Origin of the sequence: Paenibacillus zeirhizosphaerae, assembly GCF_030705605.1 — a bacterium.
Taxonomy (GTDB): domain Bacteria; phylum Bacillota; class Bacilli; order Paenibacillales; family Paenibacillaceae; genus Paenibacillus; species Paenibacillus zeirhizosphaerae.
Genome location: NZ_JAPCKK010000011.1, coordinates 86,146 through 110,716, shown reverse-complemented (window position 1 = coordinate 110,716; position 24,571 = coordinate 86,146). Strand labels below are relative to the sequence as shown.

The following is a 24,571-nucleotide window of genomic DNA, read 5'->3' as shown; positions in this document are numbered from 1 at the left end:
AGTTAGACGAGCCAGCGCAAGCTCCCGATGTTCTATGAATATTTTACCCTGCGGGTGATGAGGAAGAATATGATTTTTATCTCCTTCCTGCCGGGTTACGGGCAAGCTATGCGTAAGGAGCCTTATTTAAGGCTACCCGGGCGACCTGAAACTGAATTGCGTACATACAGCCCCATCCGGACAGGATGGGGCTTTTTTGGCTGGCCTTGAATAAAACGAATTTTGAGAATGGAGGGGTTCTGTTGCTTAAACGAAGAAAAGGCCTCGGGCTTGCGCTGCTGACTGCAGTGTTCACGCTTTATTTTCTGGCAGCGAGCCCGCAGCAGGTTTATGCCATGCATATCATGGAGGGGTTTTTGCCTATCGGTTGGGCGTTGTTCTGGTGGGCTGTATTTATCCCGTTTTTTGCTTTTGGGGTTCGCAGCGTGACCCGGCTGACCAGGGAGGCTCCTGAGCTGAAGCTGATGCTTGGATTGGCGGGGGCATTTACGTTCGTATTGTCCGCGCTGAAGCTGCCGTCTGTAACGGGAAGCAGCTCTCATCCGACAGGCACAGGCCTGGGCGCTGTTATGCTCGGTCCCTTGCCGATGAGTGTAATCGGCTCCATCGTGCTGATGTTTCAAGCGGTTCTGCTGGCGCACGGAGGGATTACGACCCTGGGAGCGAATGCGTTCTCCATGGCGGTGGCTGGCCCGTTTGCGGGTTATGCGGCTTACAGATTGCTGATGAAAACAGCGCGCAAAGAGTGGCTCGCCGTCTTTGCCGCTGCTGCTATTGCCGATATGACGACTTATCTGGTTACTTCCGTGCAGCTTTCCGTTGCTTTTCCTTCCGTACACGGTGGAATCTGGGCGTCGTTCCTGAAGTTCGGCGGCATATTCGCCGTTACGCAGCTTCCGCTTGCGGTTAGTGAGGGTCTGCTGACGGTTTTGCTGTGGAAATGGCTTAAAGCACACAGTCCGAATGAACTATCCGTGCTTCGGCGCGGTATGAAGGAGGCTGAACCGTCATGAAGACACGAATGATCACAGGCTTTGCGCTGCTGGCCGTCATCCTGCTGGCAGCTCTGCCGCTGCTGCTGGTTAATGGCGACTTCGGGGGCGCGGACGGCGCTGCCGAAGAGGCGATCACACAGATCAATCCCCAATACATCCCGTGGTTCCAGCCGCTGCTGGAGCCGCCGCCGGAAACGGAAAGTATGCTGTTTGCCCTGCAGGCCGCACTCGGCGCGGGAATGATCGGTTATGTCATCGGGCTGTTCAAGGGTAGAAAGGATACCCGCCGGACGGATGCTCAGAAGGATTGATTCACTATCTTACCGCGGAACGTTCAGCGGACGCTCACCGTTCTGGAAAAGCGGCTTTGCTGCAGTCATGTTTGTGACGGCCTATATCGGCCATCCTCTTGTGCAGGTGGCCGTATGGATGTGGCTTGCACTATGGACGATAAGGTATGGCGGGATTCCATGGAAGCCTTATGCTTCCCTGACGGCCGCCTCACTGCTCTTCTACATGCTGAGTCTGCCGGCGCTGCTGATTGAGGCTGCGCCGAGCTCCGCACAGGGGATGGTGCTGCTGGGCTGGGGAGAGCAGGTGCTGCTGGTTACTCCTGAAGCGGTTGTGCGGGCGGAACACTTGCTGCTGCGGGTAGGAGCCTGCCTATCCTGTTTTCTCTTCCTGATCCTCACGACGCCCTTTGCAGGTCTGCTGAAGGTGATGGAAAAGCTGCGGCTGCCGGCTGTGGTGATTGAATTGACGCTGATTATGTACAGATTTCTGTTTCTGCTGGGGGATACGGCCTCAGGCATGATGCTGGCCCGCAGTGTCCGTGGCGGAAGCAGAGGCTTCCGGGCTGCTGTTGCGGATACCGCCGCTCTTGCGGGCAGATTATTTGCAAAAACGATGGAGAGGTACCGCGGGGCCGCTATCGGATTCGCCGTGCGGGGGTATGAAGGTACGATCCGTATGGGGCCGGATGCTTCGACGCCGATGCCGACGCGTTACAGAGCGGAAGGTTGGATCGGTACAGCGCTGTTGGCGGGTGCCGAGCTTCTTTTCCGCGTGTGGAACTGAATTGAAATACAGGAAGGTGAACGCGGTGGAGCTGGTATTGGAATGGCAGGACGTAAGCTACACCTACCCGGATGCTAAAGCGGCCGCGCTGGCCGGCATGTCGCTGCGCATTCCGAAGGGGATGAAGACAGCGGTGCTCGGACATAACGGATCGGGGAAATCGACGCTGTTTTTGCATGCGGTCGGCATCCTGAAGCCGCAGGGCGGCAGGGTATTCTGCGGTGGAAAAGCTTTGGATTATGGGCGCAAGGGGCTTCAGGAGCTGCGCCGGGCCGTCGGACTGGTGCTGCAGGACCCGGAGCAGCAGTTGATTCTGAATACGCCCCGTGAGGACGTGGCCTTCGGTCTCCGCAACGCCGGCATGGATGAAGGGACCATCCGGCATCGCACGGAATCGGCACTTGCGCGGCTCGGCTTGCTGGAGCTGGCCGACAGGCCCATCCACCACCTGAGTCTGGGGCAGAAGAAGAGAACGGCGCTTGCGGGCGTGTTCGCGATGGAGCCTGAGGTGATTTTGTTGGATGAACCAGCTTCTTATCTGGACCCGGTCTCCGAGAGGCTCCTGCTGCAGAGCATTGGTGAGATCCACCGTGCCGGGGTGACGGTCGTCATGGCTACCCATGATATGGATACGGCATATAGCTGGGCGGATTGGATTGTCGTTCTCGACCGGGGAGCCTGCCGGATGCAAGGCCCGCCAGATACGATATTTGCGCACAAGGAGCTTATAGAAGAGCTTGGGCTGGAAATGCCCCTGCTTGCGGATTTGTGGGACAGTCTGCCTGTTGGTCTGCGGGAAGGACGTCCCGTTCCGCGCAATACGGAGCAATTCAAGGCCTATCTGGCCAACGATCTTGTGTGATGGAGGAGGAGTCATATGAATAAGCTTGGCAAGCTACTGGTGATCGGTTTCGGACCGGGAGATATGGAGCATATTACGAAGCGCGCGCTGGATGCGCTCGCCGAGAGCGAAGTCATTATCGGTTATAACACCTACGTTGATTTGATCCGTCCGCTACTGAACGGACAGGAGATCGTCCGTACAGGCATGACAGAAGAAGTAAGCCGCGCCCAGGAAGCTGTACGGCAGGCGGAGGCCGGACGGAAGGTGGCCGTTATCTCCAGCGGAGATGCGGGCGTCTACGGCATGGCAGGCTTGATCTATGAAGTGCTAATGGAAAAAGGCTGGCGGCGGAGTGACGGGGTTGAGGTTGAGGTCGTTCCGGGTATCTCCGCCATTCAATCCTGCGCATCGCTGCTGGGAGCGCCTGTCATGCATGATGCGTGCACGATCAGTCTCAGCGATCATCTTACACCATGGGAGACCATTATCCGACGTGTGGAGGCGGCGGCGTCTGCGGATTTCGTCATCGCTTTGTACAATCCGCGTAGCGGCCGGCGTACTCGGCAGATCGTGGAGACCCAGGCGGTTCTCCTCCGGTACCGTGACCCCAAGACACCGGTCGGACTGGTAAAAAGCGCCTATCGGGATCGCCAGCAGGTTATCGTCACTACGCTGGAAGACATGCTCAATCATGATATCGGTATGTTGACAACCGTCATTATCGGTAATTCGTCAACTATGGTGTATGACGGATTGATCGTCACGCCGCGCGGCTACCAGCGCAAGTATACGCTGGGCTCGGCGGAGCAGCCGCTCAAGCCGCACGAGCGGCTGCGGCCGGAAGCGGAGCCGTGGTCGCTGAGCGCGGGCGGAGCTGGCGAGGCAGCCGCCGCACCGGCGGCAGCACGGCAGGCGCAGAGCACAGCCGTGCTGGAACGGCCGGAGCAGCCGCTTGCACCTGCGGCTGCACCCGGCCCGGCCGAGCTGGCCGCAGAGGCGCTCGGCCGTCTGGCCGCCGGCGGGCGGCTGCCGGAGGACGCAGCCGTCCGCTGGAGCGGCCAGGCGCCGCCGGTATCTGCGGCGGCGTCAGGGACAGCGCCTAGCCACGGCAAGCCGGCGCTGTTCGAGATCGGCGTTGCCCCAGGCGTGGGCAACAAGAAATTCAGCGCCCGTCAGATGGCGCTGCTCGCGGACGCCGCAGGCGAGGAAGGTGAACTGGAGTATACGACAGATCACCAGATTATCCTGCGCGTGCCGTGTGCCGACCCGGATGCGCTGGTCGCACGCCTGCAGGAGGCGAAGCTGATCATTATGCCGGTAGGCGATGTCATCAAGGTGAAGGCGTGTGATTTCTGCAACCTGGAGAAGGACGACGCTGTGCCGGTGGCTGAGCGGCTGCAGGTTGCTCTCGGCGGCCTGTCTGCCCCGAAGGAAACGAGTATTGCGCTGAACGGCTGCGCTATGGCCTGTTACGGCGCAGTGCTGGAGGACATCGGCATCGTGTACCGCAAAGGTGGATACGACCTGTTCCTGGGAGGCAAAAAATTCGGCAGGAACGCCCATCCGGCACAGCCTGTCGCGGAAGGGATTCCCGTAGATCAAATTGCGGACATCGTGGAAGGCATCGTGGCGGAGTTCAAAGAAAAGGGACATCCGAACGAGCGCTTCCACAAATTTTTCAAGCGGGTGGGTGTTGTAGGCGGGTTCCGTCATGAGGATGCTCCCGTTACCGTCGAGGTTAATCCGGTATGCGGTGATTGATATACAGGATAATTGATATACAGATTGAAGGGAGAGAAGTGTAATAATGAATGCAATCTTGCTGATCGGACATGGAAGCCGGGACCCAGAGGGGAACCAGGAGCTACTGGAATTCGCACGGAGCGTGGCGGCCAAGTCACCGGATACGCTGGTGGAGACTTGTTTTCTGGAACTGACGGGCCCGACGATTTCCGAGGGTATCGCAGCCTGTGCGGCCCGGGGGGCGAGCCGTATCGTGCTTGTTCCGATTATTTTATTTGCGGCAGGGCATGCCAAGATCGACATCCCGATGGCTATTGACCGTGCCAAGGCCAAGTACCCGGAAATCGAGTTTGTATACGGGCGTCCCATTGGGGTGCACGAGAAAATTATAGAAATTCTGCAGAGCAGGCTTGCTGAAGCGCAGCCCGTGGCAGCAGTGGCGGGAGCGGGCCGAGGGGCGGTGTCTGAAGCCGAGGTGTCGGATCAGGATACAGCGGTGCTGGTTCTGGGCCGGGGCAGCAGCGATCCGGATGCCAACAGCGATTTCTTCAAAATGACACGAATGCTGTGGGAAAAGCTGCCGTATGCTTGGGCGGAGAGCTGCTTTATCGGTGTAACCCGGCCTTCCTATCCGGAGGGACTGGAACGCTGTCTGCGGCTTGGCGCCAAAAAAATTATCGTCCTTCCTTATTTTCTTTTTACAGGCGTCCTAATCAAAAAAATCAACGATATGACTCTGGAATTTGCGGAGGCGCATCCGGAGGTGCAGGTGGAAATCGGCGGCTACTTCGGGTTCCATCCGCGTCTGGTGGAGCTGGTGCTGGAGCGTGTTCACGAGGGACTGCACGGACGGGTATTTGCCAACTGCGACAACTGCCAGTACCGTCTGGTGGCCCAGGAGCATCATCATCACCATCATGATCACGACCATGGACATGATCACCATCACGACCATGATCACGATCACCATCATGACCATCACCATGATCACCACCATGATCACCACCATGATCATGAGCATACGCATAACACCGCAGACCAGGCTGCGAAAAAGGTGAACGGCCTATGATCTTCATGTTGTGCGGAACAAGTGATGCCAGAGAGCTGGCGCTGCGAATTCAGAGCGGCGGCTACCGTGTGCTCACCTCCGTCGTGACGGACAGCGCGGCAGCCAGCCTGCGCGCTGCCGGACTGGAGGCCAGAACCGGACGTTTGACCGCGGCAGATATGAAGGCACAAATGGCGGAGAAGGCTGTCCGGGTAATTGTGGACGCCAGCCATCCGTTTGCCGAGGAGGCGCATGCGAACGCCATGGAGGCCGCCAAGGAATGCGGCCTTCCCTATATCCGTTTTGAACGGGCGGGACTGGCTTATGATGATCATCCGCTGCTGCATGTCGTTTCTTCCTATGAGGAGGCGGCTGACACTGCCCGCTCTCTGAAAGGGTCCATTATGCTGACGACGGGCAGCAAGACGCTGGAGATTTTCACCGAACGGCTGCTTGGCGAGCCGGATATCCGGCTGGTGGCGCGCATGCTTCCGCGTCTGGACAATATGGAGAAGTGCAGCCGGCTTGGCATGGAACAGAAGAACATTATCGCCATGCAGGGTCCTTTCTCACGAGAGCTCAACGAGGCGTTATACCAGCATTTCGGCACTACCGTCATGGTGACTAAAGAAAGCGGGCGTATTGGCGCGGTTGACGAAAAGGTGCAGGCCGCTCTGGACGCGGGTATCCGTGTCGTGCTGATTTCCCGGCCTGAGGTGAACTTCGGTACGGTGTATGACCATTTTGACGGCATATTGGAGGAGCTTGGGCGTGTTTTGAGCCTGCAGCGTCAGGAGCCGCACGGTGGATGGAATTAGACTGATAATAAGGGAGTGGATGGGTTATGGATTTTAAAACCGATTTTAAACCGCTCACAGTGCAGCCCCAGGAAATTGAGGGCAAAAGCTTTGAGATGATTACGGAGGAGCTGGGAGAGCATCCCTTCTCGGATAAAGAGTATCCTGTCGTGCAGCGGGTCATTCACGCATCCGCCGATTTCGAGCTTGGCCGCAGCATGGTGTTTCACCCACAGGCCATCGAGGCTGGAATAAAGGCCATTCGGGCAGGACAGCCACTTGTGGCCGACGTGCAAATGATTCAGGCGGGCGTCAGCAAGGATCGGCTGAAGCGGTTCGGTATGGATGTGAACGTATATATATCCGATCCTGACGTCATGGAGGAAGCGAAGCGGTTAAATACGACACGCGCCATCATCTCCATGCGCAAGGCGATCCAGCAGACGGATGGCGGCATTTACGCCATCGGGAACGCCCCGACCGCATTGCTGGAGCTGATCCGGCTCGTGAAGAACGGTGAGGCTAAGCCGGGGCTGATTATCGGCATGCCTGTCGGCTTCGTGTCGGCTGCCGAATCGAAGGACGAGCTGCGCAAGCTGGATATTCCGTTCATCACGAATATCGGACGCAAGGGCGGCAGCACTATCGTCGTGGCGGCGATCAATGCGCTGTCGCTGATGGCGGTGCGCGAAGAGTAGCCGGGGCGCAGCCAGGCGTGAACTACAGCCGAAGGAGGATGACGGATGGAGAAGGAAGCGGCAGGCGCGGGGCAGCCCCGTCGCATGAAGAGCAGCGAGGCGCCTGCGTCCGACAAGCTGATGCGGTCGGGCTTTACGACCGGCGCGTGTGCCGCCGCAACGGCCAAGGGAGCGGTCCAACTGCTGCTGACCGGAATTGCTCCGCAGCAGGCGGTCATTTCACTGCCCGCCGGATTTGATCATGCGTTCGAGCTGATTGAGCAGCGTCAGGAAGCGGATACCGCCTCCTGCGCCACCATCAAGGACGGCGGAGATGATCCTGACGCGACGCATCAGGCCAAGATTGTGGCCACAGCAAGTTGGCGGGAAGAAGCAGGCATTGAGCTTGACGGCGGGATTGGGGTCGGCCGTGTCACCAAGCCGGGCCTGCCTGTTCCTGTCGGCGAAGCGGCGATCAATCCCGTGCCGCGCCGCATGATTACGGAGGCCGTCTCCCAGGTGCTGGAAGAGCATGGAGCGGCACGCGGCGTGCGGGTTGTCATCAGCGTGCCTGATGGTGAGGAAATTGCCAAGAAAACATTAAACTCACGGCTTGGCATCATGGGCGGCATATCTATCCTGGGAACACGCGGTGTGGTCGTGCCGTTCTCCACATCAGCGTACAGGGCGAGTGTTGTGCAGGCGATCTCAGTGGCGAGCGCTACCGGCTGTGAGGAGATCGTGCTGACGACCGGCGGCAGCAGTGAGAAATACGCCATGCAGATGTACGGTCATCTCCCTGAGGAGGCATTTATCCAGATGGGGGATTTTGTCGGTTTTGCCGTCAAGCATGGCAAGAGGCTGAACATGAAGAAGATCATACTGGTCGGCATGCCGGGCAAGCTGTCCAAGGTTGCGCAGGGGGTTATGATGGTGCATTCCAAGAGCGCCCCGGTGGACTTTGGCTTTTTGGCCGGAATTGCACGGGAGGCGGAGGCCGATCCCGAGCTGGTAGAGGCTGTGACCGGGGCGAATACGGCCTCACAGGTGGCGGATATGATGACAGAAGCACAGTGCCTGAAGTTTTTTGAGCTTTTGTGCGGTTATGCATGCCGCCATTGCCTGGAATATGCGGAAGGCGGTATTACGGTGGAGATGGTGCTTGTGACGATGAAAGGGCAAGTACTCGGAAAGGCGGTCATCAGTGGATAATAAAATTTATATCATCGGCATAGGAGAAGATGGAGCGGACGGTCTGACGGCAGAGTCCCTCCGGCACATACATAATGCTGGCCTGCTGGTTGGCGGAGAGCGCCAGCTTGCGTTTTTCCAGGATTTCAAAGGGGAGAAGCGGGTCCTCAAGAACGGTTTAGCAGGACTAGCCACAGAGCTGGACGAGCGGCGAGCGCAGGAGAAAATTGTCGTCATCGCCTCCGGTGATCCCCTGTTCTTCGGAATTGCGGGTTACCTCGCGGGTAAGCTCGAGCCGGGCAGCCTGGAGATTATCCCTCATCTCAGCTCTGTACAGCTTGCCTTTGCCAAGCTTGGAGTCGGCTGGCAGGATGCAGTTGTGGACAGCGTTCACGGACGTCCCATTACGGGCCTGATCCAACGAATTGACGGACACCGCAAGGTGGCGCTGCTGACGGATGAGGTGAACACTCCCGCTGCCGTGGCAGCCTACCTGCTGCGCTTTGGCATGACAGAGTACAATGCATTTATTGGTGAGAACCTGGGCGGACCTGAAGAGAGATACCAACGCTGTAGCCTTGAAGAGATGGCCGGGATTGAATGCTCGCCGCTGAATGTGGTCCTATTGCTGCGGCAAGCAGATGCTCCTGAGCCGCGTCATGGCTTCGGCTTTGCCGATGAGGAATTCCATCAGCGCAAGCCGGAGAAAGGGTTGATTACCAAGCGCGAGGTGCGGGTCTTCAGCCTGTCTGAGCTGTGCTTGTCTGAGCGGAGCACCGTGTGGGACATTGGCGCCGGTTCCGGTTCGGTAGCGGTGGAATGCGCGCGGCTGGCCAGGTACGGCAAGGTGTTTGCCATAGAGAAGAACGAGGGCGATCTGGCGAATATTGAAGCGAACAAAATCAAATTCCGCACAGACTTTCCCGTTATTCACGCGAAGGCACCGGCCGGTCTGGAGGATCTGCCTGATCCGGATGCCGTGTTCATCGGCGGCAGCGGCGGAGAACTGCCAGGGTTGATCGCGCTGTGTGCATCACGCCTTCGTGCAGGGGGCCGGATCGTTGTCAATGCAGCCACCATTGAGACGCTGCATGATGCCCTGGGCGCGCTGAAGGAGGCCGGACTGGAAGCGTCGGTAACACTGCTGCAGACAGCGCGCAGCAAACCGATTCTGGGAATGACGCGCTTTGACGGGCTGAATCCCGTCTATGTCATTACAGGTCGGCCGGTAGCACTGGCAGAAAAGCCTGATCTGAGGGAAGGTGAGAGCTCATGAGTACAGCAGGAACGCTTTATGGTGTTGGGATAGGTCCGGGGGATCCTGAATTGATTACGGTCAAAGCCTATCGCTTGATCCGGGAATGTGCGGTCGTCGCTTATCCCAAGAAGCGGATGGGGGGCAAATCGTATGCCCACGAAATCGTAGAGCTGTATATCGATCCGGCTGAAAAGGAAATGCTGGGCCTGGTATTTCCGATGACCAAGGACCCGGCCGTGCTGGAACGCGAATGGAATAAAACGGTGGCGGCCTGCTGGGAGGCGCTAAGCCAGGGCAAGGATGTCGCCTTTGTTACGGAAGGTGATCCGAACCTGTACAGCACCTTTATTCATCTGGCCCGGTTAATGAGGGAGCTTCACCCTGAGGTGCCGATCGTATCGGTGCCTGGCATTTCCTCCGTGCTCGGCGCGGCGGCGGCGCTGGAGCTGCCGCTGGCGGATGGGGATCAGCAGGTCGGTATTATCCCGGCGACAGACGACCGGGAAGCCATGCGACGCGCGATTGAGAACCACGACACGATTGTGTTCATTAAAGTGGCAAAGGTGCTTGACCTCATTCTGGATGTGCTGGATGAGATGGAGCTGGGCGGCAGGGCTTCCGTCATTACTAAAGTGACATCCCCTTATGAAATGGTGTGGCAGGATGCCCGCACTCTGCGCGGGCAGGAATTGGAATATCTGAGTCTGATGGTGGTGAGCAAATGAGCGGACATTTCGAGCTAAAGCAGCAGTCAGGTTTGGAGCCCAAAGTCTATATTGTCGGTGCTGGCCCGGGCGACCCGGAGCTAATTACGGTGAAGGGCTCCAACATTTTGCGCAGCGCCGACCTGGTGCTGTATACCGATTCACTGGTTAATGATGAACTGATCGCTACGGCCAAGCCGTCAGCCCAGGTGCTGCAAAGCTCCGGCATGGATCTGGATCAGCAGGTGGAGATTATGGCTACGGCGGTGGAAGAGGGACGGAGCGTGGCCAGGGTTCATACAGGCGATCCTGCTATGTATGGCGCGATTCTGGAGCAGATGGTGCTGCTTAAGCAGCGCGGCGTCGCCTATGAAATTATACCGGGTGTCAGCTCGGTGTTTGCTTCCGCTGCGGTGCTCGGGGCAGAGCTTACCGTGCCGGACCTCACCCAGACCGTCATTCTGACCCGGGCGGAAGGCAGAACACTGGTACCTGAACGTGAGAAGCTGCGTGATTTGGCATCCCACCACTGCACGGTCGCCCTCTTTCTGAGCGCGACGCTGGCTAAGAAGGTGGTGGCCGAATTTATGGCGGCAGGGTGGAGCGGAGATACGCCGGTGGCTGTCGTTCAGCGCGCAACCTGGCCTGATCAGAAAGTAGTGCGCACAACGCTGGACAACTTGCCTGCCGACCTGCGCGCTGCCGGGATTACGATGCATGCCATGATCCTGGCCGGCTGGGCACTGGACCCGGAGCTGGTGAACAAGGATGCCCACCGTTCCAAGCTGTATGATAAAACCTTCACCCACGGGTACCGGAAAGGAGTGAAGGCCAGTGAGTAATCCGTACGCGGTCGTCGCCATTACGAAGCATGGGGTTGAGATGGCGCGCGATCTGGGCGGGCGCTTCCAGGGTACGGATATTTATTATATGTCCAAATTTGCGCGCGGCGATGAAGGCACCCAGGATATCCATTTGTTCGACGGATCGGTCAAGCTGATTCTGCCCGACCTGTTCCAGCGGTATAACGGCATCATTCTGATTATTTCCCTCGGCGCGGTTGTGCGCATGATTGCACCGCTGCTTGTTGACAAAAAAATCGACCCTGCCGTGCTGGTCATCGACGACCGGGGCGAGCATGTCATCAGTGTGCTGTCCGGCCATCTCGGCGGGGCGAACGAACTGACGCGACAGGTAGCTGCAGTGCTAGGGGCCAGAGCCATCATCACGACGGCCTCCGATGTGCAGGGTACGATTCCTGTTGATTTGTTCGGGCGGGAATTTGGCTGGATCGTGGACAGCTTCGATAAAGCCACACCCGTGAGCGCGGCCGTCGTGAATGAGGAGCCGGTAGCGATCATTCAGGAGACGGGTGAACAGAGCTGGTGGAAATATGATAAACCGCTGCCGGGACACATTCGGGTATACCCGGACTCGGTAGCGGCGCTGCAGGAGCCCTTTAATGCTGCCCTCGTGATCAGCGACCGCCTGCTGAGTGACGGGGAGAAGGAGAACCTGCTGGGCAACGGAGTGCTGTACCGTCCGAAAAGCCTGGTGCTGGGCATCGGCTGTAACCGTGGTACCGGACTGGAGGAGCTTGAAACGGCGGTGCTTGATACGCTGGAGGAGCTTCGGCTGTCCGTGAAAAGCGTCCGGAATGTAGCGACGATTGACCTGAAAAAGGATGAGGAAGGATTGCTTGCGCTATGCGGCAAGTATGGCTGGGAGCTGGTCACCTACACACCTGAGCAACTGAACACGGTGCGGCTGCCGAATCCGTCGGCAACCGTATTTAAATACACTGGTGCCTACGGCGTATGCGAACCCGCGGCGCTGCTGTCCGCAGGAGCGGAGGATTGGCTGCTGGAGAAGAAAAAAACAGGTAACCTGACACTTTCGGTGGCGCGGGTGGCGTTCCCGCAGTTGCCGGTAAAGGAGACGGCTAATGCACAATGAAACGATAAGAGCTTCAGGCGTGGAGAATCAGCTCCGCCGCAGGCTGGTTATTGCTGGCACAGGCAGCGGGGCAGGCAAAACGACGATTACGCTCGGGCTGATGAAGATCTTTGCAGAGAAGGGATTGAAGGTACAGGGCTTCAAGTGCGGACCGGACTATATTGATCCGACCTACCATACGGCCGTAACGGGCGTTCCTTCCCACAATCTGGATTCCTGGATGACCTCCGGGGACTATGTCCTGAAGATGTTCAGCCATGCCTCGGCCGATGCGGATATTTCCATCATTGAAGGGGTTATGGGCTTATACGACGGTAAGGACCCGCGCAGCAATATCGGGTCCACGGCTGAAATCGCCATGATTACCGGGAGCCCCGTGGTCCTTGTCGTGGATGTCCGCAGCATGGCGCGCAGCGCGGCGGCTATCGTGCTCGGTTATCAGCGGCTTGAGCCGGCGCTTCGCATCATCGGAGTTATCGTGAACCGCTGCGGGAGCCGGGGGCACTATGAAATCGTCAAAGCGGCCATTGAACAGGAGTGCGGCATTCCCGTCTTCGGCTGGCTGCCCCGGGACGAAGAGCTCGATATTCCGGAGCGCCACCTCGGTCTGGTGCCTGCCATCGAGCGTGGCGAGCTGGAGCCCTTATTCATTCGTGCGGCGCAGCGGATTCGTGAGGGCACGGATCTGGACGGCCTGTGGGAGCTCGCGGGTTCCATGGTACTGCCGAATTCCGCTCCCGCTGAACATTTAGCTTCTTCACCCGCAGCGTCTCAGAGGTCAGAAATGAAGCTTCCTTCCCTCCCTGTCCGTGACAGACCTGTAATCGCCGTGGCCAAGGATGCGGCCTTTAATTTTTACTATGAGGATAATATGGAGCTGCTGCGCCAGGCGGGCGCAGCGCTTGTGTTCTTCAGTCCGCTCGCAGGCGAAGGCATTCCGGAGGGAGCATCGGGCCTCTACCTGGGAGGGGGATTCCCCGAGGAATTTGCGGCTACAATCGCCCGGAATGAGTCATTCCTTAACGGAATCAGACAAGCAGCGGCCAGTGATATGCCGCTCTTTGCTGAGTGCGGCGGTTACATGGTGCTGGCGCGAACGTTGACTGATCGTGCGGGAGAGGTTCACACCATGGCTGGCATCATTCCGGCCCATGTCCGGATGCAGGAGAAACGGGCTGCGCTTGGATACAGGGAGGCCACAGCAACCTGTGATTGCCTGCTGCTTGAGCAGGGCGAGACGATTCGGGGGCATGAGTTCCATTACTCTGTGATGTCCTTCGATGAGGGTGTCCCTATCCCTTATGCATATGAGACCAAGGGGATGCGGGGTGTAACAGCAGAAGGATATACACGCGGCAGTGTGCTGGCGGGATACACCCACGTTCATTTGGCTTCACAGCCCAAAGCGGCGGAACGTTGGGTAAGGGCTTGTGCCCAGTACAACGCAGCGCAGACGCGATGAATTAATAAAAAAAGCAAAAGAACTGGCGGATACCGGTTCTTTTACTTTTTTTAGGATTTAAAGTTATTTAAGTAGGACTTAATTCGCCTGACCTTCATAGAATAATTAACGTAATGATTTTTCTTAAAGATTTCTCAAAGCGGATTTCTAAACTACGGTGTTACATTAACTTCTTTAATTGAGATACCCTGCCTTGGCTGATGCCAAGCATGGAGGCCAGTTGTTTTTGTGAAGATTGAGGATGCTCCTGCATAAGTTCCCTCATCTTGGCCAGAATGTCATCTGTCCGGCGATAGGATTTTTTAGGCGGAACATTTTGAGGTGATGGTACTGCGACAGGTCCCGGGATCGGTACAGGCTGAGGTTCTGCTGTCTTGAGTTCACCCGCGCAGTCATTACAAATAAACTGATCTTTATAATAGGTGTTGGTGTCAAGCGAGCCACAGAACGTGCAGTTGGTGGACTTGTATTTGCGGAGCATCAGTGTCTTGTCTTCAATAAAAAATTCCAGCGGATCACCAATTTCAATTTCCATAGTCATACGCATCTCTTTAGGGAGGACAATCCGTCCCAAGCTGTCCAAAGGCCTGGTCATACCCGTCCTTTTCAATCCATTCAACCTCCTCATTCAACTTATTTTTTTTTCGAGTATACCATATTAAACCGCTTTAACTAATTCTAATTTTACACCATCAAGGAAAGAAAAATATATATAAAATAGGCAAAAATCCAAGCTGCAGTATAATGTTTTATGTTACTTTATATTTCAAGAGAATTAAAAGCTATATATTTATGTAACATAATGTAATTTGATGTATATGAAATCCACAAATGGAAAAGGAATTGGCGTAAAAATGTGGAATGGAATAGGAGGCACAGTCTAAGGACAAGGCCTGTCCGTCGTTACCGTAGAAACGTTGGACAAAGTATATAGGTAGGAGGACTTTACGATGGAAAAACGAAAAGCGCTTTTGCTTGGTGATTATACATACCCTGAGTTTCACCCGCTGCAGGAGATCGACAAGGAAGTGACGCACATCCTACACGATTGGATGACGGTGCAGTGCAGCGAGAACCGCAAGCTGCTGTTAAAAGAGAACATCAGCAGCTTCGATCTGTGCATCTCCTATGGGGATAATTGGAAGGAGCTCATGTCTCCGCAGCAAACCGCAGGCCTGCTTGCCTATGTCAGTGGAGGAGGAGGGCTGCTCGTGCTGCATAATGGCATATCGATGCATAACAACTATGAGATTGCCCAGCTCATTGGAGCCAAGTTTACCAGGCATCCGGCCTATGCCCCACTGCAGTTCAAATCGGCTGCCCCGGACCACCCGGTCATGGAGGGCATTGTCTCATTCGCAATGGAGGAGGAGCCCTATCGTTTTGAGTTCGATCCGTTTACCCCAAAGACAGTGCTGCTGGAGTATGAGCTGGACGGAGAGGTCTACCCGGCTGCCTGGGCGCATTCCTATGGTCTTGGGCGAGTCGTCTATCTTATGCCAGGGCATCATCAGCCTACCTTCCAGAATGTGAGCTTCCAGCGTCTTATTGTGCAGGCGGCCAAGTGGGCGGCGCGTCTGCCCGGGTAATCGGCAGAGTGCTCAAGAGATCCCCCTCATCTTGGATTTAATCGAAATTCGTCGTTATACTAAGAGTATCCGGACACGAATTCCGGTCTAACAGCAAGGGGAGGAATGATCGTGAGCGATTTGTTCAAAAAAGCAATCTCATTAGGTTGGGGCCTCACCGTTGTCAGTAAGGAAAAAGTGGAGCGAGCCGTGGATGATTTGGTAAAGAGGGGCGAACTGGCACCTACAGAGTCCAAGGCGCTGGTTGACCGGCTGATTGGACGCGGGGAGGAAGAGCAGGCCCAGTTCAAGACGATGATTCGCGAGCAGGTAGCCAAGATGCTGAAAGAGCTCGATGTACCGAATGAAAATGATATGGCGGCCCTTGAGCAGCGGATTGCGTTGCTTGAGAAGCAGGTCGCGGAATTGGAAAAAGAAAAGGCGGCAGCCTCCGTGCAGCCTTCATCCGATGAAGGGAACCTTCCAGGATAAATGGCTGTTCATATGAGGCATGCCGGCCGTTACAGGGAAATCGCCATGGCGTTCGCACGTCATGGCTTTGGTTACATAGTGGAAGAAATCGGTTTGTCCATGCCGCAGAGATGGCTTTCACGCGAGGCGCACGGGACCAGGACGACCGCAGAGCGGATTCGGCTGGTGCTGGAGGAGCTGGGGCCGGCCTTCATCAAGCTGGGACAAATGGCCAGCACGCGGGCGGACCTGCTTCCGGACTCGATTATCCGCGAGCTGGTCAAGCTGCAGGACCAGGTGCCGCCCTTCTCGGCGGAGACTGCCCGTGGAATTTTGGAACAGGAACTGGATATGCCGCTGCACAGTATCTTATCCCGGTTCGAGGATACCCCGTTGGCCGCCGCGTCTATCGGCCAGGTCCATCTGGGCAGGCTGCACACCGGGGAGGATGTCGCGATCAAAATTCAGCGCCCTGGCGTGGATCGCATCATCCGGCGTGATCTGGAAATTCTGCGGGATCTGACAGTATTGGCGGCCAAACGCTGGGAATGGGCCGAACGTTATCAGCTTCCGCAAATGGTGGACGAGCTGGGCAAATCGCTGATCCGTGAGCTGGATTATACGCATGAGGCGAGGAACAACGAGCGGATTGCGCTGCAGTTTGCAGATAGCCGGGATATCTATATTCCTAAAATTTATTGGGAGCATACAGCCGCGCGGGTGTTGACGATGGAGTTTGTGGAGGGAATTACCCTGAGCCGCCGTGAAGAGCTGATACAGAAAGGCTTTGATCTGAAGGAAATTTCCCAGAAGCTCGTGAATGCGATGCTTCAGCAAATATTTATGGATGGATTTTTTCATGCGGATCCTCATCCCGGCAATCTGCTTATGATGAAGAATGGTCGGCTTGTTTTTCTGGATTTTGGCATGGTGGGACATCTGGAGGAAGGAATGAAAACACCGCTTGCCTCATTGATCATTGCTTTAATGCGGCAAAATACAGATGGCATGATGCGTGCCATTCATCGTCTGGGGCTGATCGATCCGGATATGGACGTGCGAGGACTGCGCAACGACCTTAATCGTCTGCGTGAGGAGTACGTGAATGTTCCCTTTTCACAAATCAGTCTGGGGCAGGCCTTGAACGACCTGTTCGGAGTGGCGCAAAAGCACCAGGTAAGTATTCCGTCCGACATTGTCATGCTTGGCAAAGCCCTGCTGACGATGGAAGGGGTGATTGAGAACCTCGATCCGGAGCTCAGCATAATTAAAATGGCCGAGCCTTTTGGACGGAGGCTGCTCAAGGAAAGGTTCAGCACACGCCGCATCCGCGGCAAGCTGCTTGGGGGAGCGGCCGAGCTGGCGGAAGCGCTGGTTGAGCTGCCAGGACAAGCCCGTCAGCTCGCCTCCGTGATTAGCAAAGGCAAGCTCAAGCTGGAGGTCACTGTGCCGGAGCTGGAAATGCTGCTGCGCAGGCTGGATCAAATCAGCAATCGGCTGTCCTTCAGCATCGTGCTGCTGGCTTTTTGTATCATCATGGTAGGCCTGATTATTGGCTCGTCACTGACGAACAGGGCGACTTTGCTGTGGAATGTGCCGGCCGTTGAAATCGGCTTTGTGGTCGCGTTGCTGATGGTGGCGTTTCTGCTGTACTCCATTTTCAAGTCAGGGCGGTTCTAGATGGTCTGGTCTGAGCTGAGCTGTAAAGGCGCTCCGAGAACGAAGCATTCCTGCAATCGCTGTTGACCCTCCGGGCCAAAGGCGAACGCTCCGCTTTTCCGGAATTGCTTCGTTCTCTCCGCTGCAACGTGGCATCCTTCGACTTAAACCAAGCGAAGAAATCGCCACGTCTGTGATTTCTGGTTAGGTAAAGGGTCGGGAGCAGGCGATGTGCCTCTGTTCTCGACCTTTTTTTGGATTTTAGAAGGCATACGCTTCGTGGTATAACCTTCATGGAATCGCAAGAGAAACTACTGCTAAACGAGGTCCGGCTACAGCCCATTTTGGCTGTATAGCATAATAATCAGCATTGGTGAGCAAAAGGTTAAAATTAAAAGAATTATAATAATGATGGCGTTTACATAGGGGTTGGGGCTTTTACTTTGTGCTGTCTGCTGCGTTATAATGATGGACTGAGCAGAACGGGAGGGTGAGTCTGAGAGAGACAAGCCGATTTTTTTTACCGGATACAGCCTGTCGGCCGCGGAACGGAAGCCCTGATGCAAGGGTGCGGGTCGGATCGGCTCCGGTCATGAGGGGGAATCAAGGTTCAAATGAATGTTAGACAACAATGGTTTGGCAATGTCCGGGCTGATGTATTGGCTGGCATCACCGTGGCACTGGCGCTGATTCCGGAAGCGATCGCCTTTTCGATTATCGCGGGAGTGGATCCGATGGTGGGCTTGTACGCCTCTATCACCATTGCGATCGTTATTTCTATTGCAGGCGGGCGTCCGGCCATGATTTCGGCGGCCACTGGTGCCATGGCGGTGCTGATGGTCGGGCTGGTAAAGGACCATGGCATCGAGTATTTGTTTGCCGCGACCATCTTGACAGGTATCATTCAGTTTGTGCTCGGGATCTTTAAGATAGGACGTTTCATTACGTTTGTGCCGCAGCCGGTCATTACCGGGTTTGTAAACGCGCTGGCGATCCTGATCTTTATGGCGCAGCTTGTCCACTTCCAAGGCGCTAACTGGATCATGTATGCGATGGTGGCCGGAACGCTTGCTATGATCTACATTTTGCCGAGGTTTGTGAAGGTCATTCCCGCACCGTTAGCTGCGATTATTTTCATGACGATCATTACCGTGGCTTTTGGGCTGGACGTGAAGACGGTGGGCGATATGGGGGAACTGTCCAATACGCTGCCGATATTCCATCTGCCTGAGATTGAATGGTCGCTGCAAACGCTGCAGATCATTTTCCCTTATTCGTTTACCCTGGCCCTGGTAGGTTTGCTGGAGTCCCTGTTGACCGCTACAATCGTCGATGAAATGACCGAAACAAAGAGCAATAAGAACCGCGAGGTACGTGGTCAGGGCATTGCGAATTTTATCAACGGCTTTTTCGGCGGCATGGCCGGCTGTGCGATGATCGGACAGTCTGTCATTAATGTGAAATCCGGCGGACGAGGTCGTCTGTCCACGCTTACGGCGGGGGCGTTCCTTGCTTTCCTGCTGCTGGTGCTGGGCAATATCGTCAAGCAGGTGCCGATGGGAGCTCTGGTCGGTGTCATGTTCATGGTGTCGATTGGTACTTTTGATTGGAAATCGCTTGTACATCTACCCAAGGTGCCGCGTGCCGAGGCGTTCATCATGGTCATCACCGTGGTAATTGTGGTGGCCACCGATGATCTGTCGAAGGGTGTTCTGGTGGGTGTGCTCTTGAGTGCTCTGCATTTCGGCTGGAAAATGGCGAAGATCCAAATTCATACTGCCGAGCAGAACGGGGAAAAGCTATACCGTATATCCGGTCCGATGTTTTTTGCTTCTACCGCGCATTTTGTAGACCAATTCCACCCGGCGCAGGACCCGGATCAAATCAGCATAGATTTCTCCGACTCGCATATTTGGGATCAGTCGGCTGTAACCGCCATCGCCAAGGTGACGGAGAAGTACAAGAAGGCCGGCAAAGAAGTAAGGCTGAAGGGACTGAATGAGGAAAGCCGACTGATTGTGGAGAAAATTGGCCTGTCCTCTGTTTCCGGACATTAAAGTGTGGGCGCGCAAATCACAGTGCGGCATCGCTGTGATTTGCGCTTTTTGGTGTGAACATGGGGAGTTGCTGGCGGACAAGGGGGACTTCGCGTATACTGGGAAGATCAATTGTTGGGGAACGATATGAAATATGAACCATTACAAGAACAGGGAAGTGACAATCCATTGAAAAATTTTGCATCACTCGGAATAGAGCCCCATTGGGTGGAAGCATTAAAGACACAGGGCATTGCTGTACCGACGCCGGTTCAGCATGAAGCTGTACCGCTGCTGATGAACGGCCAGGACGTGATTGCCGAGGCGCATACCGGAACGGGGAAAACCCTAGCCTTTCTGCTGCCGATTCTGCACAAAATCAATAGAAGCAAAAAATATCCCCAGGCGCTCGTCATTGCGCCTACGAGAGAGCTGGCCTTGCAGATCACTGAGGAAGCCGCGCGGCTAGCGGCCACGACTGAAGGCATCTCGCTGCTGGCCGTGTATGGAGGGCAGGACGTGGAACGACAGCTGCGCAAGCTGAAGGGTGGAGCGCAGTTGATTATCGGCACGCCTGGGCGGCTGCTGGACCATATGCGCAGGGAGACACTGCAGCTTGGCGGGGTGAGCATGCTTGTGCTGGATGAAGCCGACCAGATGCTGCATATGGGTTTCCTGAACGAGGTGGAAACCATCATTAAGGCTGTTCCGTACCGGCGGCAGACGATGCTCTTCTCGGCAACGATGCCGGCGGCCGTACGTAAGCTGGCCCGGGCTTACATGCACTCCCCGACAGACGTGAAAGTGCAGTCCGCTTCACCGGTGCCGGTGGATCAGATCCGCCAGCTTGTCGTCGAGTGTACCGACCGGACGAGGCAGAAGGCTTTGATTGAAATGATCGACACGCACCGCCCGTATCTCGCAGTGATCTTCTGCAGAACGAAGCTTCGCGCTGCGAAGCTGAATGAGGAGCTGCAGACGCTTGGCTACAAGAGCGGCGAGCTGCACGGGGACCTGTCCCAGAACAAGCGGGAGCAGGTAATGAAGGCGTTCCGCGACGCGAGGCTGCAACTGCTGGTGGCCACCGATGTGGCGGCCCGCGGTCTGGATGTGGAAGGCGTCACGCACGTATTCAACTACGATATGCCGCATGACGCCGAAAGCTACATCCACCGCATCGGCCGTACGGGCCGGGCCGGCGGCAAGGGCGTGGCGATTACGTTCGCCGCGCCCAAGGATGTGGAGGACCTGCGGCGGATTCAGAAATCCGCAGGTCTGAAGATGGCCCGTGCCGAGTGGTCGGGCCAGCAGGGCTCATCCGCCGCACCGTCTGCGGAGCGCGACGAAAGAACCCGGCCTGCTCGCACGGCCGGGGGCCCTTCCCGCGGCCGCACGGAAGGCTCCGGCGGTGGACGCCGCGGTTCGGGCCGGGACAAGCCGCGCCAGGGACGCCCAGGCGCGGGCGGCGAGCGCCGCGACGCACGCTCTAGCCGCAGCGGCGGCTCTCAGGGCGGCCGACGAGGCCGCGGCCGCTAACCAGTACAGCCCCCGGGCCAAGCTCCCGGGGGCTGTTTGTATCGCGGACAGAAGCTGGTCCGTGATTTTGTTTTCCAAGTACGGTCCGTGTATAATTTTGTAATAGCTTAGCAAGACCGTTAGAGAATTCATTCTGCCGAGAGGAACTGCCATGGAACCGAGGAATGACTGGAAAGAACGCTTCAAAATCTTTTTCTTGAACAACAGATTTGTGTTATTCCTGCTGATTGCGCTGCTGATTGGCCTGAATATCATGGTGTTCACCCGAATATCCTATATATTTCAGCCACTTGCGGTGCTCGTTAAAACCGTCGTTTTACCGCTGATTTTAACAGGCATCGCATTTTATTTGCTAAATCCGATTGTCGATTATTTGGAGCGTAAAAAGGTAAAACGTGTATACTCCATTGTTGTGTTATACCTGTTGGTGATTGGCGTTATGACCATCATTATTACCTCTGTCGTTCCGGTCATCCGCGATCAGGTGTCCAGGCTCATCACCAATGCTCCCGTATACAGCGCTCAGGCGCAGGCCCAATTCGAGAAGCTGATCGGCAGCGATTTCGTGAATCAATTCCGTGACACCATTAACTATAATCCGGCGGAGTTGGCGAACAAAGTCTCAGAATGGAGCACATCCGTGTTGAACAACGCATGGAATAGCATCGGCTCCATTGTGGGGGCGGTGACCGAAACGGTTGTTGCCATCATCACTGTTCCGTTCATCCTGTTTTATTTGCTGAAGGACAAAGGCAAGCTGCCGAAATTCATTCTGGGGCTGCTTCCGACGGGTCTGCGGCCGCAGACTCACCGGATCATGAGCGAGATAAACCATCAGGTCAGCTCCTATATCCGCGGCCAGATTATCGTCAGCTTCTGTATCGGCGCACTGTTGTATATCGGGTACCTGATTATAGGTCTCGATTATTCGCTGACACTCGCGGTCATTGCTTCATTCACCAGCGTGGTGCCGTACCTGGGGCCGGCGATCGCCATTACACCGGCGCTCATTGTCGCCCTCGTTACCTCTCCGGTGATGCTGGTCAAAATGATTGTCGTGTGGACCGTCGTGCAACTGGTCGAAGGCAAGCTTATCTCGCCGCAAATTATGGGCAAGACGCTGAAAATACATCCGGTCACGATTATTTTTGTTATTCTAACGGCAGGTAAAATGTTCGGCGTGGTAGGTATCGTGCTGGCGGTTCCCGGTTATGCTGTGCTGAAAGTTATTGTGACGCATATATTCCGGTGGTTCAAATATCGTTCCCGGATGTACGAGCCGGAACAGCAGCAGTCCTGATGCCGTCATGGATCCGAAAGGATCCATTTTTTTTGTCACATTCCGAAATAAGTTGGGCGGAGGCTATTGACAATTGATAATGATTATCAGTATCTTTATAAGAGAGGATTAAATGAAGATTATATGAATTTTGTCGAGAAAGAGGCTTTGCAGCATGGATAGCTCTACAAACGGGAAGGAAGAACAGTTGCGGGAACAGCTCTGGGCGCGTCCAGGAGCGGCAATGGGCATTATCGTGATCGGGCTGGCCGCTCTCCTGTTCATCATGGCTCTCGGGATTGCTGTAGGGGCGGTGAGGATTCCGCTGCGGACTGTGTACGAAGCGCTCTTCTCATTTCATCCAGATAATACGAATCATCAGATCATTTGGGATTTGCGGTTTCCGCGTGTGATTGCGGGAGCGCTGGTCGGAGCGGCATTCGCCGCGTCCGGCTCGATTATGCAGGGAATGACGCGCAATCCGCTGGCAGATCCCGGCCTGCTGGGCATTAACGCGGGAGCCGCCTTTGCGTTGGCGATTTGTTTCGCATATCTACCGCACCTTTCTTTTAATAGCATGATACTTGTATCGTTTGTCGGGGCTGGACTCGGCGTTATCCTGGTATTCGGCCTTGGCCGATTTTCCAGGGGCGGGCTCACACCTGTTCGGCTGGCGCTCGCAGGCTCCGCTGTTTCCATTCTGCTCTCCAGTCTCAGTCAGGGCATTGCTCTGGTGAACGATGTTGCACAGGATATGGATTTTTGGATTGCAGGCGGTGTCGCCGGCACTCAATGGGACCAGCTCGCACTGACGGCTCCATGGATCGGTGGCGGACTCATTGTTTCGCTCCTGCTTTCGCGGTATATCTCGATTCTCAGCCTCGGTGAAGATGTGGCGCTTGGCCTTGGGCTACAGACGGGACTCATCAAACTCGCTGCTTCGGTAGTGGTTATGATCCTGGCGGGAGCGTCGGTCGCTATGGTAGGGACCATCGGTTTTATAGGATTGGTGGTACCGCATGTCGCCCGTTTCCTGGTAGGCAAGGATTATCGCTGGATCATTCCCACCTCGGCCGTGATCGGCTCGCTCTTGGTGGTGGGTGCTGACATTGCGGCAAGACTGGTGAATCCTCCACAGGAGACGCCAGCTGCGGCCATGATTGCCCTGATCGGGGTCCCTTACTTCCTCTACCTTATCCGGAAAGAGGTGAGGGACTGATGAAGCCTCAGGGAATCTGGTATTCGCAAAGAGGGGCTAGAACCTTTACCGTGTCGGCGGTGTTGATTGCACTTATCGTTATTGTGCTGGTTATCAGCGTTAACTCAGGGCATACTTCCCTTAGTCCGATGCAGGTGCTGAGAACCTTTATGGGGATGGGAAGCAGAACGGAATCGCTCATATTATTCGAATTTCGTCTGCCCCGTATCGTTATTTCCCTGCTCGTGGGAGCGGGGCTTGCTGTGGCAGGGGCGGTGCTGCAAGGGGTGTCCCGCAATCCGTTGGCCGACCCGGGCATTCTCGGGATCAACTCAGGAGCGGGTCTGGCGGTCATCCTGTATGTATCGCTGAATCCGCTGCGAACCGATGCTTCGCCGTTTACTTTACCCGTTCTGGCCATACTCGGTTCGTTTGGTGCTGCGGCGGCGATCTATTGGCTGGCCTACCGCAGGCATAAGGGCTTGTCGACTGCACGTTTGCTGCTCGCAGGTATTGCGATGGCGGCCGGGATTCAGTCTCTGATGCTGGTGCTGGTCATCCGGCTGGACGAGCGGAACTATAATTTTGTGGCCAATTGGCTGGCAGGCAGTATCTGGGGAACGAACTGGGATTTCGTACTGGCGCTGCTGCCTTGGATTGTTATTTTGATTCCGTTTGTGATCTCTAAATCCCGGCAGATGGATGTGCTGATGCTGGGAGATCAAACCGCGGCGGGTCTCGGAAGCGTGCTGAACCGGGAGCGCTTGCTGCTCGTAGCAGCAGCGGTAGCCCTCAGCGGTGCCTGTGTCTCCGTCAGTGGAGGCATAAGCTTCCTGGGGCTGATTGGCCCCCATCTAGCCCGCAGTTTAGTTGGGCCGCGGCACAAGCATTTCGTGCCGGTATCGGCACTGGTCGGCGCATTGATTATGCTGGCCGGAGACAGCATCGCTCGCACGATTATTCAGCCTTCCGGCATTCCGACCGGTATTGTCGTGGCCGTGATCGGCGCTCCGTATTTTTTATATCTGCTCTCCAGATCAAGGGGCTGATATCGTCGCAAACAAACCGTCTT

23 protein-coding genes are annotated in these 24,571 nt (G+C 55.9%); 22 read left to right on the top strand and 1 reads right to left on the bottom strand.

Annotation, left to right across the window (positions count from 1 at the left end; genetic code table 11):
• Positions 1–185: 185 nt before the first annotated feature.
• From OIN60_RS05175 to OIN60_RS05110, 14 genes are all read left to right on the top strand, one after another.
• Positions 186–1,013 (top strand): energy-coupling factor ABC transporter permease, encoded by an 828-nt coding sequence (locus OIN60_RS05175; RefSeq protein ID WP_370872378.1) that lies wholly within the window; start codon positions 186–188, stop codon positions 1,011–1,013.
• A complete protein-coding gene (locus tag OIN60_RS05170) occupies positions 1,010–1,306 on the top strand; it encodes an energy-coupling factor ABC transporter substrate-binding protein (RefSeq protein ID WP_305753787.1) in 297 nt (98 codons plus the stop codon). The genes OIN60_RS05175 and OIN60_RS05170 overlap by 4 nt, the downstream gene beginning before the upstream one ends.
• Positions 1,290–2,072 (top strand): cobalt ECF transporter T component CbiQ, encoded by a 783-nt coding sequence (cbiQ, locus tag OIN60_RS05165; RefSeq protein WP_305753786.1) that lies wholly within the window; start codon positions 1,290–1,292, stop codon positions 2,070–2,072. The genes OIN60_RS05170 and cbiQ overlap by 17 nt, the downstream gene beginning before the upstream one ends.
• A gap of 25 nt (positions 2,073–2,097) precedes the next feature.
• Positions 2,098–2,934, top strand: coding sequence for an energy-coupling factor ABC transporter ATP-binding protein (locus tag OIN60_RS05160; RefSeq protein WP_305753785.1), 837 nt, complete (start codon positions 2,098–2,100; stop codon positions 2,932–2,934).
• Positions 2,935–2,949: 15 nt separating this feature from the next.
• Positions 2,950–4,677, top strand: a complete 1,728-nt coding sequence (cobJ, locus tag OIN60_RS05155) for a precorrin-3B C(17)-methyltransferase (RefSeq protein ID WP_305753784.1) — start codon at positions 2,950–2,952, stop codon at positions 4,675–4,677.
• 46 nt (positions 4,678–4,723) lie between these two features.
• The gene (locus OIN60_RS05150; protein WP_305753783.1) at positions 4,724–5,728 is read left to right on the top strand and encodes a sirohydrochlorin chelatase; all 1,005 of its coding nucleotides are present in this window, start codon (positions 4,724–4,726) and stop codon (positions 5,726–5,728) included.
• Complete coding sequence (gene cobK, locus OIN60_RS05145; protein ID WP_305753782.1) at positions 5,725–6,525, top strand: precorrin-6A reductase; 801 nt, start codon at positions 5,725–5,727, stop codon at positions 6,523–6,525. Before OIN60_RS05150 ends, cobK begins: the two co-directional genes overlap by 4 nt.
• Before the next feature lie 26 nt (positions 6,526–6,551).
• Positions 6,552–7,202: a precorrin-8X methylmutase gene (locus OIN60_RS05140; protein ID WP_305753781.1), complete on the top strand. Its 651-nt coding sequence runs from the start codon at positions 6,552–6,554 to the stop codon at positions 7,200–7,202.
• Positions 7,203–7,286: 84 nt separating this feature from the next.
• The gene (locus OIN60_RS05135) at positions 7,287–8,393 is read left to right on the top strand and encodes a cobalt-precorrin-5B (C(1))-methyltransferase (protein WP_305754087.1); all 1,107 of its coding nucleotides are present in this window, start codon (positions 7,287–7,289) and stop codon (positions 8,391–8,393) included.
• Positions 8,386–9,648, top strand: a complete 1,263-nt coding sequence (cbiE, locus tag OIN60_RS05130) for a precorrin-6y C5,15-methyltransferase (decarboxylating) subunit CbiE (RefSeq protein ID WP_305753780.1) — start codon at positions 8,386–8,388, stop codon at positions 9,646–9,648. Before OIN60_RS05135 ends, cbiE begins: the two co-directional genes overlap by 8 nt.
• On the top strand, positions 9,645–10,355 hold the full coding sequence (cobI, locus tag OIN60_RS05125; protein WP_305753779.1) for a precorrin-2 C(20)-methyltransferase: 711 nt from the start codon (positions 9,645–9,647) through the stop codon (positions 10,353–10,355). The genes cbiE and cobI overlap by 4 nt, the downstream gene beginning before the upstream one ends.
• Positions 10,352–11,176: a precorrin-4 C(11)-methyltransferase gene (gene cobM, locus OIN60_RS05120; protein ID WP_305753778.1), complete on the top strand. Its 825-nt coding sequence runs from the start codon at positions 10,352–10,354 to the stop codon at positions 11,174–11,176. The genes cobI and cobM overlap by 4 nt, the downstream gene beginning before the upstream one ends.
• Entirely contained in the window at positions 11,169–12,290 is a 1,122-nt protein-coding gene (locus OIN60_RS05115; RefSeq protein WP_305753777.1) for a cobalt-precorrin 5A hydrolase, read from the top strand. The genes cobM and OIN60_RS05115 overlap by 8 nt, the downstream gene beginning before the upstream one ends.
• A complete protein-coding gene (locus tag OIN60_RS05110) occupies positions 12,280–13,752 on the top strand; it encodes a cobyrinic acid a,c-diamide synthase CobB (RefSeq protein ID WP_305753776.1) in 1,473 nt (490 codons plus the stop codon). Before OIN60_RS05115 ends, OIN60_RS05110 begins: the two co-directional genes overlap by 11 nt.
• 160 nt (positions 13,753–13,912) lie before the next feature.
• On the opposite strand, the gene OIN60_RS05105 is transcribed toward OIN60_RS05110, so the two are convergent.
• The gene (locus OIN60_RS05105) at positions 13,913–14,362 is read right to left on the bottom strand and encodes an AbrB/MazE/SpoVT family DNA-binding domain-containing protein (protein WP_305753775.1); all 450 of its coding nucleotides are present in this window, start codon (positions 14,360–14,362) and stop codon (positions 13,913–13,915) included.
• Positions 14,363–14,702: 340 nt separating this feature from the next.
• On the opposite strand from OIN60_RS05105, the gene OIN60_RS05100 reads away from it, so the two are divergent.
• The 8 genes from OIN60_RS05100 to OIN60_RS05065 all read left to right on the top strand — a co-directional run bounded on the left by OIN60_RS05100 (position 14,703) and on the right by OIN60_RS05065 (position 24,548).
• Complete coding sequence (locus OIN60_RS05100) at positions 14,703–15,341, top strand: ThuA domain-containing protein (RefSeq protein ID WP_305753774.1); 639 nt, start codon at positions 14,703–14,705, stop codon at positions 15,339–15,341.
• A gap of 111 nt (positions 15,342–15,452) precedes the next feature.
• Entirely contained in the window at positions 15,453–15,812 is a 360-nt protein-coding gene (locus OIN60_RS05095) for a phasin family protein (protein ID WP_305753773.1), read from the top strand.
• Positions 15,813–17,471: an ABC1 kinase family protein gene (locus OIN60_RS05090; protein ID WP_305753772.1), complete on the top strand. Its 1,659-nt coding sequence runs from the start codon at positions 15,813–15,815 to the stop codon at positions 17,469–17,471.
• Between the two features lie 593 nt (positions 17,472–18,064).
• Complete coding sequence (locus OIN60_RS05085) at positions 18,065–19,507, top strand: SulP family inorganic anion transporter (protein WP_305753771.1); 1,443 nt, start codon at positions 18,065–18,067, stop codon at positions 19,505–19,507.
• A gap of 168 nt (positions 19,508–19,675) precedes the next feature.
• Positions 19,676–21,022 (top strand): DEAD/DEAH box helicase, encoded by a 1,347-nt coding sequence (locus tag OIN60_RS05080; protein ID WP_442417846.1) that lies wholly within the window; start codon positions 19,676–19,678, stop codon positions 21,020–21,022.
• Between the two features lie 151 nt (positions 21,023–21,173).
• Entirely contained in the window at positions 21,174–22,322 is a 1,149-nt protein-coding gene (locus tag OIN60_RS05075; RefSeq protein ID WP_305753769.1) for an AI-2E family transporter, read from the top strand.
• Between the two features lie 154 nt (positions 22,323–22,476).
• On the top strand, positions 22,477–23,520 hold the full coding sequence (locus OIN60_RS05070) for a FecCD family ABC transporter permease (RefSeq protein ID WP_305753768.1): 1,044 nt from the start codon (positions 22,477–22,479) through the stop codon (positions 23,518–23,520).
• Positions 23,520–24,548, top strand: a complete 1,029-nt coding sequence (locus OIN60_RS05065; RefSeq protein ID WP_305753767.1) for a FecCD family ABC transporter permease — start codon at positions 23,520–23,522, stop codon at positions 24,546–24,548. The genes OIN60_RS05070 and OIN60_RS05065 overlap by 1 nt, the downstream gene beginning before the upstream one ends.
• Positions 24,549–24,571 lie beyond the last annotated feature (23 nt).

Bases quoted from the DNA above. Each gene is read 5' to 3' on its own strand.
- OIN60_RS05175 (WP_370872378.1), top strand. From the start codon at position 186: ATGGGGCTTTTTTGGCTGGCCTTGAATAAAACGAATTTTGAGAATGGA.
- OIN60_RS05170 (WP_305753787.1), top strand. From the start codon at position 1,010: ATGAAGACACGAATGATCACAGGCTTTGCGCTGCTGGCCGTCATCCTG.
- cbiQ (WP_305753786.1), top strand. From the start codon at position 1,290: ATGCTCAGAAGGATTGATTCACTATCTTACCGCGGAACGTTCAGCGGA.
- cobJ (WP_305753784.1), top strand. From the start codon at position 2,950: ATGAATAAGCTTGGCAAGCTACTGGTGATCGGTTTCGGACCGGGAGAT.
- OIN60_RS05150 (WP_305753783.1), top strand. From the start codon at position 4,724: ATGAATGCAATCTTGCTGATCGGACATGGAAGCCGGGACCCAGAGGGG.
- cobK (WP_305753782.1), top strand. From the start codon at position 5,725: ATGATCTTCATGTTGTGCGGAACAAGTGATGCCAGAGAGCTGGCGCTG.
- OIN60_RS05140 (WP_305753781.1), top strand. From the start codon at position 6,552: ATGGATTTTAAAACCGATTTTAAACCGCTCACAGTGCAGCCCCAGGAA.
- OIN60_RS05135 (WP_305754087.1), top strand. From the start codon at position 7,287: ATGAAGAGCAGCGAGGCGCCTGCGTCCGACAAGCTGATGCGGTCGGGC.
- cobI (WP_305753779.1), top strand. From the start codon at position 9,645: ATGAGTACAGCAGGAACGCTTTATGGTGTTGGGATAGGTCCGGGGGAT.
- cobM (WP_305753778.1), top strand. From the start codon at position 10,352: ATGAGCGGACATTTCGAGCTAAAGCAGCAGTCAGGTTTGGAGCCCAAA.
- OIN60_RS05110 (WP_305753776.1), top strand. From the start codon at position 12,280: ATGCACAATGAAACGATAAGAGCTTCAGGCGTGGAGAATCAGCTCCGC.
- OIN60_RS05100 (WP_305753774.1), top strand. From the start codon at position 14,703: ATGGAAAAACGAAAAGCGCTTTTGCTTGGTGATTATACATACCCTGAG.
- OIN60_RS05090 (WP_305753772.1), top strand. From the start codon at position 15,813: ATGGCTGTTCATATGAGGCATGCCGGCCGTTACAGGGAAATCGCCATG.
- OIN60_RS05085 (WP_305753771.1), top strand. From the start codon at position 18,065: ATGAATGTTAGACAACAATGGTTTGGCAATGTCCGGGCTGATGTATTG.
- OIN60_RS05075 (WP_305753769.1), top strand. From the start codon at position 21,174: ATGGAACCGAGGAATGACTGGAAAGAACGCTTCAAAATCTTTTTCTTG.
- OIN60_RS05070 (WP_305753768.1), top strand. From the start codon at position 22,477: ATGGATAGCTCTACAAACGGGAAGGAAGAACAGTTGCGGGAACAGCTC.
- OIN60_RS05065 (WP_305753767.1), top strand. From the start codon at position 23,520: ATGAAGCCTCAGGGAATCTGGTATTCGCAAAGAGGGGCTAGAACCTTT.